The sequence below is a fragment of the Streptomyces sp. NPDC020192 genome (genome assembly GCF_044388685.1).
Taxonomy (GTDB): domain Bacteria; phylum Actinomycetota; class Actinomycetes; order Streptomycetales; family Streptomycetaceae; genus Streptomyces.
Window position 1 is genome coordinate 99,954 of sequence record NZ_JBIRXG010000017.1, and the last position, 13,700, is coordinate 113,653.

The following is a 13,700-nucleotide window of genomic DNA, read 5'->3' on the forward strand; positions in this document are numbered from 1 at the left end:
CGGCGCGGGTCAGGGGACCGGCGTGCCCTGCGGCTGCTGCGGGGCGATGCCGAGCGCCGTCGTGTACTTGGCGAGGGCGAGCTTGCCGATCGCCGGGTACGCGCCGAGCGCCTCGGCCGTGGCGCAGCCCACCTCCTCGGCGGCCGCCGCCAGCAGCCCCGGGTCGATCTCCGGGCCGATCAGATACGGCGCCAGGGCCAGCTGCTGCGAGCCGGAGGAGCGCAGCTGCTCGGCGACGGAGGAGATCGAGCCCTCCTGGTCCAGGGCCGCCGCCATCACCGGCACGGCCAGGCGCGCGGCGAGCAGCATGCCGGTGATCCCGGCCGCCTGCACCGCCTCGTCGCCGCCCACGGACGCCAGGATGATGCCGTCCGCGGCGGTGGCCACGGTGAACAGCCGGGCGCGGTCGGCGCGGGCCAGGCCCGCCTCGGACAGCCGTACGTGCAGTGCCTCGGCGAGCAGCGGGTGCGGGCCGAGGACATCGGTCAGTTCGGCGGCGACCCGGCTGTCCATCACGGACTGGCGGATCTGGCGCAGCAGGGAGCTGTCCGGACCGGCCAGCAGCGGCACGACGACGGCGACCGGGCCGTCGGGCTCCTTGATCCCCTCGACACCGGCGGCCACGGCCTGCTCGTACCGGGCCGTGCGCTCCTCGGCGGCGTGCGCCAGCACGGACCGCAGCGTGGGGAACTCGGCGTCGTCCCCGTCCAGGTACCCGATCCGGGCGTCCAGGCCGGGCAGCTCGGAGCGGGCGATGCTCACGACCTCCTCGGCGAGGCCGCGCGTGGCGGTGCTGGGCGCGCCGGGCACCGCGAGGACGAGCGCGGGCGCGCCCTCGGGAGCCACCAGCGGTTCCGGCCGGCGGTGCCGTCCGGGCTGGCGGGGTCGCGGCATTCGTACTGGCAGGCCGGACGCGGGTCCAGTGGGGGAGCTCATGGCGCCGCATGTTACTGGCTTTGTGCGCTGCTCCGTTCGGGGAGGGGGCGGGTGAGCGGTATCCGTCCGGATTTGTCTGACTGAGTTACGTACGGCAGGGCATGCGTTCGGGGCACATGCCGGGCACATGGCTCACAAAAGGCGCAATCCCCTTATGTGATGACCACGCAGAGCATGCGTGGCTCACCCGGGAGGGTGAGCCGACCCGTCGCCAGCTCGGTCGCGATGCGCACGCTGCCGTGCAGCGGATCCCCCTCGGCCGGTACCTGCCGGGCGTGCGGCAGCCGCCGTGCCAACTCCTCGCGCAGCGGTACGAGGAGCGGGTCGCCCATCTTGAGGAGGCCGCCGGTGAGCGCCACTTCGGGCTCCCCGTCCGCCGGGCACACGGCCGCGGCGGAGTCGGCCATGTGCCGGGCCGCCGCACGCAGGATGCCCGCGGCCACCGGGTCGTGCGCGGCGCACGCCGCGACATGCGGCGCGAAGGAGGCCAGTACGGCGGGCCGGTCGGTGCGCGGGTAGAGCCGGCCCGGCAGTTCGCGCACCGGTCCGAACTGCTCCTGCGCTGAGGCCAGCAGCGGCGCTGAGCCGCCGTCCCGGCCGTCGTGGGCGCGCAGTGCCGCCTCCAGGCCGGCCCGTCCGATCCAGGCGCCGCTGCCGCAGTCGCCGAGCAGATGGCCCCAGCCGTCGGCCCGCCGCCACCGCGTGAGGTCGGTGCCGACCGCGATCAGCCCCGTGCCCGCCGCGAGCACCGCGCCCGGACGCGGCCCCAGGGCGCCGACGTAGGCGGTGACGGCGTCGGCGGCGAGTGCCACCCGCCGCACGCCCAGCTCCCGGGCCAGGGCGCCCGGCAGTTCATCGCGCAGGCCGTCGCCCAGCGAGGCGAATCCGGCGGCCCCGACGACGGCTGTGTCCAGCCCGGCCACCCCGGCCTCCGTGGCCGCAGCACGGGCCAGCGGGACGAGTTCCGCCAGGAGATGCGCCGGATCGATGCCCCGGGCACCCGTGCGGACGGGCTCCCGGGACTCCCGGCCCGCCGCGGGCGCCCGCCCCGGGACACCGACGGCGATCCGGAGGCCCGAACCTCCGGAGTCGACGGCCAGATACCCGGCACCGGTCACGGCAGACGCCAGCCCACCGGCTGTCCGCCCTGCTGGGGCAGCAGGGCGATGGCCCGGCTGAACGGGCGCGAGCCGAAGAAGCCGTAGTCGGCCGACCTGGGCGACGGGTGCGCGGACTCCTCGGCCGGGAGGGGGCCGAGCAGCGGACGCAGATTGTCGGCCTCCCGGCCCCACAGGAAGGAGACCAGCGGCTTGCCGCGCGCCGCCACGGTCATGTTGATCAGGCTCGGCGGCAGCGGGCGTACCTCGGGCGCGACCGGGAACGACAGGCCCACCGCGTGTGCGGGAGTTTTGAGATCTGGGTGCCGGCGATGGAGGGCTGGCAGGGTGCGATGACCATGGCGGAGTGGCTTGATCACTGGTTGCAACGGGCTCCCCTCCTTCCCGGTGACCGGCTGTGCGATCTGCTGGATCGGCTCGATGACCTTGATGAGGAGGAAGACTAGCGTCGAGGGCAGTGTCCGTGCGTGGGGGCGTCCGGGTTTGTGCGGGACCCCGGTGTGTGCCAGTAGGGTGACGCGCTGTGGCACCACGACCTTTGCATGAACTTGTTGAAGCGGGCTGGGCTAAGGCTCTTGAACCTGCGGCCGAACGTATCGCTGCGATGGGGGACTTCCTCCGGGCGGAGATAGCGGCGGGCCGGACCTACCTTCCGTCCGGTGCGAATGTCCTGCGGGCTTTCCAGCAGCCCTTCGATGACGTGCGCGTCCTGATCGTGGGCCAGGATCCCTATCCCACGCCGGGGATGGCGATCGGGTTGAGTTTCGCGGTGGCGCCCGAGGTGCGTTCGTTGCCGGGGAGTTTGGAGAACATCTTCCGGGAGATGCATGCGGACTTGGGGCTGTCCCGGCCGTCCAACGGTGATCTGACGCCGTGGACCGAGCAGGGGGTGCTGTTGCTCAACAGGGCGTTGACGACGGCGCCCCGCAAGCCGGGTGCGCACCGCGGGCAGGGCTGGGAGGAGGTCACCGAGCAGGCGATCCGGGCGCTGGCCGCGCGGGGCAAGCCGTTGGTGTCCATCCTGTGGGGGCGTGACGCGCGTAATCTGCGTCCACTGCTGGGGGATCTTCCGGCGATCGAGTCTGCTCATCCCTCGCCGATGTCGGCGGACCGCGGGTTCTTCGGCTCGCGTCCGTTCAGCCGGGCCAATGACTTGCTGGTGCGGCAAGGGGGGGCAGCCGGTGGACTGGCGCCTGCCGTGAGTCGTGGGGCGTGTGATGGCTCGGATGCCGGCGCCCTGTCGCCCGAGGTGCAGGGCTTTCGTCGGGTGGGGCGTGACGCTGGTTGAGCGAGAGCCTTCGCCCGCCGTGCCTCAGAAGGGCCGACGACCCGGACCGGGGCGCCCACTGCCTGAAGGACCAACGGCAGGGCTCGCCCGACCTCGTGGTCGAGCGGGTTCGCTGGCACGCCGGACCGACGAGCAGGGGCCTGATCGCGTTCGTTTCCGCGGCCTCGGCCGAACTCGCGGTCACCGGCCCGGTGCGGCACGAGGAGGGTCCGAAGGTGGTCGAGCCAGGCGGGCCTGCAAACGGGGCACGGACCCGCCGTTCCGAGGCAGTCTGCGCGCGGAGATCTGGAACGCCTGGCACACCGCCACCCGACCTCGCCACGGAAGGCGTGAGCGGCGGGGTGCGGTTTTGGGCTACCGGGCGTGGAGCATGTTGGGGGGTCTCGGTATCAGGGGCCGCAGAGGGCCCCGGACCCGTGTCCGACATCTGATTTCCGCGTGCCCCGGAGTCGGATACGGGTCCTGACCGACGATCAGGACCCGTACGTCGTCGAAGGGTTGTCGGAAGGCCGTAGGACGTTGGGTCCGGCCGGAAGACAGGTGCGTCCCGCGGCGATCTCCGCGCGCAGGAAGTCGCCCATCTGGGAGGTCCGCCCGGCGACGGGTTCCAGGGCCTTCGCCCAGCCCGGTTCGACGATTTCATGCAAGGGTCGTGGTGCCACGGGCGTCACGCTACTGCCGTACGCAGCAGGGTGATCAACCGATGGCCCGAGCACGACGCCCGGGCCTCCGACGGACGGCACGCGCGGCTCAGCCGATCACCGCCGCCCGCCCGCACAGCACGTCCGGCAGATGCGCGGCCAACTGCTGCCAGCTGTCGCCGTCGTCGGCCGACGCGAACACCTCGCCGTTGCGATTGCCGAAGTACACGCCCGCCGGATCGGCGTCGTCCGTCCACAAAGCGTCCCTCAGCACCGTGCCGTAGTGGTCCTCCGTCGGCAGCCCCTCGGCCAGCGGCTCCCAGGTGCGGCCCGCGTCCTCGGTGCGGAAGACCCGGCAGCGGTGCTCGGCGGGCACCCGGTCCGCGTCGGCGTTGATCGGGAAGACGTACGCCGTGTCGCCCCGGCGCGGGTGAGTGGCCACCGCGAAGCCGAACGTGGACGGCAGATCCGCGCCGATGTCGGTCCAGTGCGCGCCCGCGTCGTCGCTTCTGTACACCCCCCAGTGGTTCTGCAGATACAGCCGGTCCGGGTCGGCCGCGTCCTTGGCGATCTTGTGCACGCACTGGCCGAACTCCGGGTTCGGATCCGGCAGGAACACCGCGGACACGCCGGAGTTGGACGGCGCCCAGCTCGCGCCGCCGTCGGTGGTGCGGAACACCCCGGCCGTCGAGACGGCGACGGTCACCGCCTTCGGGTCACGCGCGTCGGTGACCACGGTGTGCAGGCCCTCACCGCCGCCGCCCGGCACCCACTGCGCGCGCGTCGGATGCTCCCACAGCGGCCGGACCAGCTCGAAGCTCTCGCCGCGGTCCTCCGAGCGGTACAACGCGGCCGGTTCCGTGCCCGCGTAGACCACGTCGGGCTCGGCCGCGGCCGGATGGAGCTGCCAGACGCGCTCCAGCGAAGCGCCGGTGTCCTGAGGGAACTTGACGGCGGGCCGCGCCGGTTCGGTCCAGCTGCGGCCGAGGTCGTCGGAGTGGAACACCGACGGGCCCCAGTGCGCGCTGTCGCCGCCCGCCAACAGCCGGGGCCGGCCCTCCCGGGTGTCGATGGCGACCGAGTAGATCGCCTGCGCGTTGAAATACGGGCTGTCGTCGAACTCCCAGGCACCGCCGCCTTTGCGCCGCCCGATGAACAGGCCCTTACGGGTGCCCACCGCCAGCAGAACCTCGGTCATGCCGATCACCTCCGGGACGTCGTTGTCCAGGTAGTAGTCAGATATCGGCCAGTCTGCACCCCACCACTGACACTCTCCCCCCAGCCGGTGTTTTCCCAGGTCACAGCGGTGTCGTCGGCATGTGGCGAAGATCGGCCGGATGCGTTCGGGCATGTGCCTGCGCGAACGGGGTGTCTCGTGCGACCGTCGAGAGGACGGCTCGTCGTGAGCAGCGGAGCGGTCTCCCGCGTATGGGAGGGCGGTCCGGCCGGTCGGTGCGCGCTCGTGAGGAGGATGCCTTTGAAGGCGTTCCGTGGTCCGAAGGTGTGGCTGTGGCGCTGGCGGCGCAACCCGCTCAGACGCCGGGCCGACGTGATCGAGGCCTGGGTGGTGCTCGGCGCCTGGCTGCTGACCGCCCTCGCCGGGGTGTTCGCCGGTCTCGCGGCGGCCGGGTCCGTGGAGGACGGACTCGCCCGGGAACGCGCCGACCGGCACCCCGTCGTCGCCCGGGTCGTCGAACCGGTCCGGGCGGCGCCCCCCGGGCACAGCAACACCGTGGTGGGGGAGCCGGTGTGGGCCACGGTGCGCTGGACGGCCGCCGACGGCGCCGTCCACACCGGTCAGGTCCGGGTGGAACCCGGCAGTGCGGCCGGCACGCCGGTCACCGTCTGGACCGATGCCCAGGGCCGTGTCGCCGACCGCCCCACCGCAGCGTCCGAGGCGGTCCTGCGGGGCAGCCTCATCGGCACACTGGTGGGCCTGAGCGCCGCGGCCGTCCCCTTCGCCGGTGGCCTGGCCCTGCGCGGCCGCCTGGAACGACGCCGGATGGAGGCCTGGGACACGGAATGGGCGCGGCTCGGACCCCAGTGGGGCGGCTGGTCCGACCACCGGCAAGAGCCCCAGGGCGGGGCCTGATGGTCTTCCCGCCGTCAACGGATCTGCCGCCCCACCAGCACCTCCCGGCAAGCGCTCAGCAGTGCCTCGTCCCTCGGGATGCCACGGCGGCAGGGCGTGCCCGCGCGGGCCAGGTGACGGCGCGGGGCGGCCAGTTCGGCCGCCACCAGGTCCCGTAGCGGGGAGGCGGCCGGGCCCATCGTGCTGAGGCAGCGGGCGATGGAGCCGCGGACGTGCGGGTCCGCCGTCCAGGCCGCCCGGAAGGCCGGCAGGACCGGTTCCGGATCTGCGGCGATGTGCCACAGCGCGCACGCGGCCGCCGTCCGCTGACCTGTCCGCCCCGACCCGGCGGCCCGGCGCAGCGCGGGCAGGGCGGGGCGCGCGGCGTGACCCAGCTTGCCCAGCCGCCGGGCGGCCGCGCACCGGCTCGCCGGGTCGCCCTGTGTCAACTCCCGCAACAGGACCGGGAGTACGGCGGAGGCGTCCCCGTCCGCCGACCAGAGGGCCCCGGCCGCGGCGGCCGCGTGCCGGGTGGTCAGGAGCGCCCGGAGCAGCGGTGCCGCCCGTCTCCCGGCGCCCAGCGCCTCCAGCGTGCCGATGGCCTGGCCCACGACCGCGTCCCGAGCCCCCAGGCCGTCGGGGGCGCCCGACAGCAGCCGCAGCACCTCCGGGACCGCGTCCTCGTCTCCGACGGCTCTGACCGCCGCCAGCAGCGGGGCGGCGAGCAGGGCGGCGGACGGCGAGGTCAGCGGGATCCGGCCGAGCCGGTGCCGTACCGCGGGCGCGAGCGGGGCCGCGGCGGCGCCCAGGTGGGCCAGCTCGAACCCCAGGTCCGCGGGTGCGGCCGGGCCGGCCAGGAGCTGGGCCAGGGCCGGGACCGCGCGGGGATCACCACACCTGGCCAGTGCTCTGAGCGGGCCGCCGAGCACGGGGGAGCCGCGCTCCCAGCGATGCGTCCACAGATCGGGCCGGGCGCACACCAGCGTGTGCAGGTCGCCCGCGGCAGGCGCGGCCAGCACGAACAGCTCCGCCAGTACCGCGACTGCCGCGTCCCGCAACCGGTCCTGGTCAGCGCCCAGTTGGCTGCCGAGCAGGCCGACGGTGGCCGTGTGATCGCCGCGCCAGCCGCGCAGCAGTGCCGCCGCCATCCACACGGCGTTGCACCGGTCCACCGGGTCCGGGCCGGTCAACTGGCCGGTGAGCAGGGCGGTCCGGTCGGCCACGCGGTCGCCGAGCGCGGTGTGCAGGGTGCGCAGCAGATGGGCGCCCTCCTCGTCGGAGGGGCGCAGCCGCCGTATCCGGCCCACGAGGGTGTCGGCGCCCGCCGGCTCGGCGGCACCGGCGCGCCGCGCGGACCGCTCCCGCAGCAGCCCGACCGCCGTCGGTACCAGACCGGCCGGAAGCCGGGCGGGCGCGGCGAGCGCGAGCTGGCCGAGGGCGGCGAGCCGCGGCCCGGCGTCGTGGGGCGGCTCGCTCAGCTCGACCAGGAGGTCCACCGCGGCGTCGGCGTGCGCCGGGTACCGGCGGGCGAACAGGCCGAGCGCCTCGGTCAGGGCGAGCAGGACACAGCCGTCCCGCTCGGCCCGCAGTCGCAGGTGCAGCAACTCCAGGGCGCGCGCGGGCTCGGCCGGGAAGCGCACGAGAGCCCCGGCCGCCGCGCCGCGCACCGCCGGGTCCGCATCCTCGGCCAGCGGGACGAACACCTCGGCACCCGCGCGCACCGCCTCCCACGCGCGCGTGTCCCCGTCCGTGCCCTCCATGCCGATGCCGACCAGCAGTTCCACGATGCCCGCCCGGTCCGGCACCTCCGGGCGGGCCGCGAGCGCGAGCAGGAACGGAACGCAGGCCGGCGTCGCGTCGTACACCCTGTCCTCGTGGCGCAGCGCGCCGTACATCCCGTCGAGCGCGCCCGCCCGCTCGGCGCTGTCCGCGGACGCCAGCGCCCGCAGCCATCCGGGCACGTCCCGCGCGCTGCCGTGGGCGTGCCGCAGCGAGGCCCAGTCGACCTCGTCGATCCCCGTGAACACGTAGTCCTCCCCAGACGAGTGCCACCTGATCGCGAGTGTGCACCACGGCACTGACAACGGTACGGAACCGCGCGCTGACTGTGTGCGATCCGTCGGCTGTCACCGGCCACGCGCACGTGCAGGCCGCATTCGCTCGGGGAGGGGGAGTTCAGGCCAGGCGGGCGTCAGTTCAGGCCGGCAGGGCGCGCTCCAGGATCGCGTCGAGGTCGGTCCCGGCGGGGAGCGTGCCGAACGCGTGCCCCCAGTCGCCGCCCAGCCGGCTCGCGCAGAACGCGTCCGCCACCGGGTGCGGGGCGTGCCGGACCAGCAGCGAGGCCTGGAGGGCGAGCGCCATCCGCTCGACCAGCCGGCGGGCGCCCACCTGGCCGGTTTCGGCCAACTCGTCCTTCAGTGCGGCCACCGTGGCGTCCAGGCGGGCGTCCGCCCCGCGCGCGAGGGCGAGTTCGGCGAACAGTGCCTCGGCGGTGTCCGGTTCGCGGCCCAGGGCGCGCAGCACGTCGAGCGCGTTGACGTTGCCCGAACCCTCCCAGATCGACAGCAGCGGGGCCTCCCGGTAGTGCCGGGGCATGCCGGAGTCCTCGACATAGCCGTTGCCGCCCAGGCACTCCAGGGCCTCCGCGGTGAAGGCCGGACCGCGCTTGGTGACCCAGTACTTGCCCACCGCGGTGGCGATCCGCCGGAAGGGCCGCTCGGCGGCGTCCCCGCGCACCGCGCGGTCGGCCGCGCCGGCCAGCCGCAGCGTGAGCGTCGTCGCCGCCTCCGACTCCAGTGCCAGATCGGCCAGGACGTTGCGCATCAGCGGCTGCTCGACGAGCCGGGCGCCGAACGCGCTGCGGTGCCGGGCGTGATGCCCCGCCTCGACCAGCGTCTTGCGCATCAGGGTCGCCGTGGACATCACGCAGTCCAGCCGGGTGCAGTTGACCATCTCGATGATGGTCTTCACACCACGCCCCTCCGGCCCCACCAGCCAGGCCACCGTGTGGTCGAACTCCGGCTCGGAGGAGGCGTTGGACCGGTTGCCCAGCTTGTCCTTCAGGCGCTGGATACGGAAGGTGTTGCGGCTCCCGTCCGGCAGCACGCGCGGCACCAGGAAACAGGACAGACCCCCCGGCGCCTGCGCCAGCACCAGGAAGACGTCGCACATCGGCGCCGACGTGAACCACTTGTGGCCCCGCAGCGTGTACACGCCCGGCTCACCGGTGGGCGTGGCCGTGGTGGTGTTCGTCCGCACGTCCGAGCCGCCCTGCTTCTCGGTCATGCCCATCCCCGCGAGCAGCCCCGGCTTCTCCGTCGGCACGCGCAGTTCCGGGTCGTACTCCCGGCTGGTGAGCAGCGGTTCGTACACCTTGGCCAGGTCCGGCTGGGCGCGCAGCGCGGGGACGGCGGCGTACGTCATCGACGTCGGACAGCCGTGCCCGGCCTCGGTGTGCCCCCACACCAGTCCGCCCGCGGTACGCGCCACATGGGCGCCGGGCCGCTCGTCCGCCCACGGGGCGCCGGCCAGGCCCTCGGCGACCGCCGTGCGCATCAGGTGATGCCAGCTGGGATGGAAGTCGACCTCGTCGACCCGGTTGCCGTAGCGGTCGTGGGTGCGCAGCTCCGGCTCGTACCGGTTGGCCAGCTCGCCCCACTCCTGCGCCTCCGCGCTCCCGGCGCGCGCCCCCAGCCGCCGGATGTCCTCCTCGGCCCAGCCCGCGCCCTCCCGGCGCAGCCCCTCCAGCAGGGCCCGGTCGTCGGAGGCGTCGTAAGGGGCCAGGGGCGGGGCCTGGTTGGTGACGTCATGCGTGGCGTACCGCGGCTGGGACGCCGACTGTGACTGCGACTGCGGCTGTACGGGAATCGAGACCATACAGCCATGTTGCGCTCTTTCTGCGGTTGTAGCAATAACGCAACAACGAAAGCGCACGTACAGTTCGTGCCCATGCGCATGAACGTCTCGTCCGAGCCCGAGCCCGAGCCGGTGCCGGAGCGGGCGGACCCGGAGCTGCGGCCGCTGTCCGCGCGGTCGGTCGTGCTGAGCCTCCTCCTCGGCGCGCACCCGCCTCAGCTGCCGGTGAAGGACCTGGTCCGGCTGGTGGAGCCGTTCGGCGTGGGCGGCTCCACGCTGCGGGCCGCGCTCAGCCGGATGGTGGCCGCCGGGGACCTGCGGCGCACGGACGCCGTCTACCGGCTCAGCGACCGGCTGCTGGCCCGTCAGCGACGCCAGGACGAGGCCCTGCGTCCCGGCACGCGCGCGTGGGACGGCGACTGGGAGATGGTGGTGATCACGGCGACGGGCCGCGGCCCCGCCGAACGCGCCGAGCTGCGCGCCCGGTTGACCGCCCTGCGCCTCGCCGAACTCCGCGAGGGGGTATGGCTGCGCCCGGCCAACCTCGACCGCCCCCTGCCCCCCGACCTGCGCCATGTCGCCCTGACCGGCACGGTCCGCCCCGACGAGCCCGCGCGCGACCTCGCCGCCCGGCTCTGGCCGCTGGACGCCTGGGCGGCCACCGCGCGGGCACTGCTCACGCACACGGCGGCCGACCGGGCCCCCGCGGACCGCTTCACCGCGTACACCGCCGCCGTCCGTCATCTGCTCACCGACCCGGTCCTGCCGCCCGAACTGCTCCCCGCGCACTGGCCGGCAGAGCCCCTGCGCACGGCCTACGCCGCCTACCAGCGGGAGTTGACCGCATCGGTGGGCGGCAGGGGGCGCGCCGCATGACGGCGGAGGCCCTCGATGCGTTCCTGCGGGACCGGTTCGCGGAGGAGGAGCGGGTGGCCCGGGACGCGATCGCCGGCGCGCCCGGCGCGGTCTGGGGCGTCATGGCCGACGAGATCGAGCAGGTGCTGACCTCCCAGGAGGGCAGGACCACGCACACGCCGATGGTGCAGTTCGGCGCCGAGGACCCGGTGAAGCTGCTCACCCATGTGGCCCGGCACGATCCGGACCGGGTGCTGCGCGAACTCGAGGCGAAGCGGGCACTGCTGGAGGAACACGGGACGCGGGACGACGGCAGCTGCCGCACCTGTCGCGGGGGAGAGCGGCCCCGTTCCCCCTGCACCACGCTCCGCCTGCTCGCCGTACCGTTCGCCGGCCGTCCCGGATACGACGACTCCTGGCGCCCTTAGAACTGCCGGCACCCAACCCCTGCGCTCGGGAGCCGTTCCGTTCGGGCAGGTCACGACGGAGCAGGGCGGCCGTCGGCCACGTCGCCGGTCTCGGGACCGAGGAGCCCGGCCGTGGTCTCCTGCGGCCCGCCGCCTGCGCGGCCGGTGCCGAAGCCCAGGCGGATCTGCTCCTCCGCCACGATCCGGCGGGCCATCTCCGTGTCCGACACGTCGACGGCCTCCGGGGTCGCCTCCGCCAGCGCGCTTCGGCGGGCGTAGGCGTCGAAGAGACGGGCCTTCCGCTCGAGCATCTCCACCAGTTGCTCGTCCACTCCGCCCGGAGCCAGCAGACGGTGCACCCGGACCGGCCGTACCTGGCCCATGCGGTGGGCCCGTGCCACCGCCTGCTGTTCCACGGTCGGCTTGAGCTGGGGCTCGCAGATGATCACGACGGACGCGGCCTGGAGGTTGAGCCCCAAGCCGCCCGCCTGGATCTGCGCCAGCAGCACCGCCGGGCCGGACACGGCCGCGAACTCGTCGACGAGCAACTGGCGCCGCTCGGGCGGCACGCTCCCGGTGAGCGGGCCGAGCACGGGACCGCCGGACCGCGGCCCGGCGTCGAGCGCGTCCCGTACCACGCCCAGGACGTCCCGGAAGGCGGAGAACACCACCACCTTCAGCCCGTTCTCCCCCGCCTCGCGCACGATCTCGCGGAGCCGGACGAGCTTGGCGGAGTGCTCGGGGCGGGCGTACGCGGCCCTGCGCATCGCCATGAAGGTGCCGGAGCGCACCGCCTCCCGGTACGCCTCCTCGTCCGAGGCGCTCGGCTCCTCCCACTCGTCCGTCTGCTGCAGGGCGGGGAGTTCGGTGAGGACGTCCACCTGGTTGCGGCGCAGGTAGACGGGGGCGACCGCCTTCCGGAACACCACGGAGCCGGGCAGTCCCGCGTGGTCGCCGATGCCGTTCGCCACGGTCCTGTCGAGCATCCGGACCAGGTTGCGGAACTCGGCGACCCGGTTCTCCATCGGTGTGCCCGTCATGAACAGGACCCGTTCGCAGCGCTTCGCCCACCGGTCGACGGCCTGGGAGCGCAGGGTCTCGGGGTTCTTCACGCAGTGCGCCTCGTCGACCACCAGCATGCCGATCCTGCCCTGGACCGGGACCGGGAATCCGCGCAGGGAGTCGAAGGTCGTCACGGCGACGCCGCCCCGCTCCTTCCAGTCGGCGAACGCCCGGCGCCGGTCCGACCCCCGCAACGACGTGACCTGCAGCGAGGTGCGCGCCTCGATCTCCCGCGTCCAGTTCACCAGGACGCTCGCCGGACAGACGACCATGAAGTGGCTCTGCCCCCCGGCGGCCAGATGGGCCAGCGCGGCCAGGGCCTGGATCGTCTTGCCGAGCCCCATCTCGTCGCCGAGGATCACCCGGCGCTGTGCCAGGGCGAAGCGGGCGCCGAACGCCTGGTAGCCGCGCAGCGACACCCGCAGCCGGGAGTCGTCGACCTGCTGGCTCCGCACCCGTTCGGCGATGCCGTCGGGCAGGAAGCCCTCGGCGGCGGCCGGGTCCGGAGCGCGCCCGGAGACCTCCGCCAGCAGGCCGTAGTACTCGGCGGAGCGCAGTTCGAAGTCCACCCAGACCGCGAGGTCCGTCGACGGCCCCCGCAGCAGGTCCACCGACGCCTGCGCGAGCGCCTCGGGAGCGCCGGCCCGCGCCGCCTCCGCCACGACCGTACGTATCCGCTCGACGGCCTCCAGCGCGCGGGCCTTCTTGTCCTGCCCGGCCAGCAGCATGCCCAGACGCCCGGCGGCGGGCCGGGCGTCGGCCAGCAGGGGTTCGAGCCGCTCGGCCAGTGCGGCGGCCGTGCCGACCGCGCGCCGGGCGTCCGGCCCCGCCTCCACGAGCACGTGCAGGGCCATGACGAGCGCGGTCGTCCGCGGCTCCGGACGGTCGACGTCGATGTGGACGGCGACGGCGTCCCGTACGGCGTCGGCGAGTTGCCGCGCGGCCGCGACGATCTGGTCCGCGGTCCGCTGACCCACTCCGGGGATCTGCCGCAGCCGGTAGGGCCCGGCGTCGAGCACCTGCCGGACCGTACGCAGCCCGTTCCTGTCGACCTCGCCGACCCGCAGCCGTCCGCCGGTGGCCTCCTGGACCCGTGTCACGGGGATCGCGTCGAGCGCCTGCGCCACGGACGCGTCCTCGATCGGCTTCAGCGCCGCGCGTACCGCCTCGACGGCCTTGGCGTGGTCGTCGGCCAACGACCGTGCCGCCTCGTACAGTTCGGCCGCCCGCGCGACCGCCTCCCGCTCCCTGCGCCCCATCCGCCCTCCCCCTCACCCCGCATCCTCCCACTGCCCGGCCCGGACCCGGAGGGGACCGGCGCGGTGAGCAGGCGTGCGGGGCGTCGCGGGGCGGGCGGGGGAGGGCCGACGGGCGCCGGGGCCTACTTGTAGGTGATGTCGGAGCTGGAGTACGTGCAGTACGTGCCGTCCGGGCCCGAGCCGTTGGTGGTCGGCTCCTTGCCCGTGT

The 13,700-nt window shown here is 74.4% G+C and carries 9 protein-coding genes and 3 pseudogenes; 4 read left to right on the forward strand and 8 right to left on the reverse strand.

Annotated features, from left to right (window positions below):
* Positions 1-9: 9 nt before the first annotated feature.
* The 3 genes and pseudogenes from ACH47Z_RS29650 to ACH47Z_RS29660 form a co-directional block, all read right to left on the reverse strand.
* Positions 10-936, reverse strand: a complete 927-nt coding sequence (locus ACH47Z_RS29650; protein ID WP_399078994.1) for a sirohydrochlorin chelatase — start codon at positions 934-936, stop codon at positions 10-12.
* 152 nt (positions 937-1,088) lie between these two features.
* Positions 1,089-2,054, reverse strand: a complete 966-nt coding sequence (locus tag ACH47Z_RS29655) for an N-acetylglucosamine kinase (protein ID WP_399078997.1) — start codon at positions 2,052-2,054, stop codon at positions 1,089-1,091.
* Positions 2,051-2,344, reverse strand: a pseudogene (locus tag ACH47Z_RS29660) (uracil-DNA glycosylase); the annotation flags it as partial. The pseudogene ACH47Z_RS29660 and the gene ACH47Z_RS29655, both read right to left, overlap by 4 nt.
* 233 nt (positions 2,345-2,577) lie before the next feature.
* On the opposite strand from ACH47Z_RS29660, the pseudogene ACH47Z_RS29665 reads away from it, so the two are divergent.
* A pseudogene (locus ACH47Z_RS29665) lies at positions 2,578-3,256 on the forward strand (uracil-DNA glycosylase).
* 476 nt (positions 3,257-3,732) lie between these two features.
* Here the strand turns inward: ACH47Z_RS29665 and ACH47Z_RS29670 are convergent.
* Together ACH47Z_RS29670 and ACH47Z_RS29675 are read right to left on the reverse strand one after the other, a co-directional pair.
* Positions 3,733-4,004 (reverse strand): annotated as a pseudogene (locus tag ACH47Z_RS29670) (uracil-DNA glycosylase); the annotation flags it as partial.
* A gap of 88 nt (positions 4,005-4,092) precedes the next feature.
* On the reverse strand, positions 4,093-5,181 hold the full coding sequence (locus tag ACH47Z_RS29675; RefSeq protein WP_399078999.1) for a WD40/YVTN/BNR-like repeat-containing protein: 1,089 nt from the start codon (positions 5,179-5,181) through the stop codon (positions 4,093-4,095).
* A gap of 273 nt (positions 5,182-5,454) precedes the next feature.
* On the opposite strand from ACH47Z_RS29675, the gene ACH47Z_RS29680 reads away from it, so the two are divergent.
* Positions 5,455-6,075, forward strand: a complete 621-nt coding sequence (locus ACH47Z_RS29680) for a hypothetical protein (protein ID WP_399079001.1) — start codon at positions 5,455-5,457, stop codon at positions 6,073-6,075.
* A 14-nt stretch (positions 6,076-6,089) separates the two neighbouring features.
* Here the strand turns inward: ACH47Z_RS29680 and ACH47Z_RS29685 are convergent, their stop codons facing one another.
* Together ACH47Z_RS29685 and ACH47Z_RS29690 are read right to left on the reverse strand one after the other, a co-directional pair.
* The gene (locus tag ACH47Z_RS29685; RefSeq protein WP_399079003.1) at positions 6,090-8,081 is read right to left on the reverse strand and encodes a HEAT repeat domain-containing protein; all 1,992 of its coding nucleotides are present in this window, start codon (positions 8,079-8,081) and stop codon (positions 6,090-6,092) included.
* Positions 8,082-8,250: 169 nt separating this feature from the next.
* Positions 8,251-9,930, reverse strand: coding sequence for an acyl-CoA dehydrogenase family protein (locus tag ACH47Z_RS29690; RefSeq protein WP_399079005.1), 1,680 nt, complete (start codon positions 9,928-9,930; stop codon positions 8,251-8,253).
* Between the two features lie 72 nt (positions 9,931-10,002).
* Between ACH47Z_RS29690 and ACH47Z_RS29695 the strand changes: the two genes are divergently transcribed.
* The gene (locus tag ACH47Z_RS29695; protein WP_399079007.1) at positions 10,003-10,785 is read left to right on the forward strand and encodes a PaaX family transcriptional regulator C-terminal domain-containing protein; all 783 of its coding nucleotides are present in this window, start codon (positions 10,003-10,005) and stop codon (positions 10,783-10,785) included.
* Entirely contained in the window at positions 10,782-11,192 is a 411-nt protein-coding gene (locus ACH47Z_RS29700) for a DUF6221 family protein (RefSeq protein WP_399079009.1), read from the forward strand. The genes ACH47Z_RS29695 and ACH47Z_RS29700 overlap by 4 nt, the downstream gene beginning before the upstream one ends.
* 50 nt (positions 11,193-11,242) lie before the next feature.
* On the opposite strand, the gene ACH47Z_RS29705 is transcribed toward ACH47Z_RS29700, so the two are convergent.
* Positions 11,243-13,492, reverse strand: a complete 2,250-nt coding sequence (locus ACH47Z_RS29705) for a DEAD/DEAH box helicase (RefSeq protein WP_399079010.1) — start codon at positions 13,490-13,492, stop codon at positions 11,243-11,245.
* Positions 13,493-13,700 lie beyond the last annotated feature (208 nt).

What these genes read in the sequence shown, in the direction of transcription:
- ACH47Z_RS29705 (WP_399079010.1), bottom strand. Translation starts at nt 13,492, where the DNA reads ATGGGGCGCAGGGAGCGGGAGGCGGTCGCGCGGGCGGCCGAACTGTAC.
- ACH47Z_RS29700 (WP_399079009.1), top strand. Translation starts at nt 10,782, where the DNA reads ATGACGGCGGAGGCCCTCGATGCGTTCCTGCGGGACCGGTTCGCGGAG.
- ACH47Z_RS29690 (WP_399079005.1), bottom strand. Translation starts at nt 9,930, where the DNA reads ATGGTCTCGATTCCCGTACAGCCGCAGTCGCAGTCACAGTCGGCGTCC.
- ACH47Z_RS29680 (WP_399079001.1), top strand. Translation starts at nt 5,455, where the DNA reads ATGCCTTTGAAGGCGTTCCGTGGTCCGAAGGTGTGGCTGTGGCGCTGG.
- ACH47Z_RS29675 (WP_399078999.1), bottom strand. Translation starts at nt 5,181, where the DNA reads ATGACCGAGGTTCTGCTGGCGGTGGGCACCCGTAAGGGCCTGTTCATC.
- ACH47Z_RS29650 (WP_399078994.1), bottom strand. Translation starts at nt 936, where the DNA reads ATGAGCTCCCCCACTGGACCCGCGTCCGGCCTGCCAGTACGAATGCCG.
- ACH47Z_RS29695 (WP_399079007.1), top strand. Translation starts at nt 10,003, where the DNA reads ATGCGCATGAACGTCTCGTCCGAGCCCGAGCCCGAGCCGGTGCCGGAG.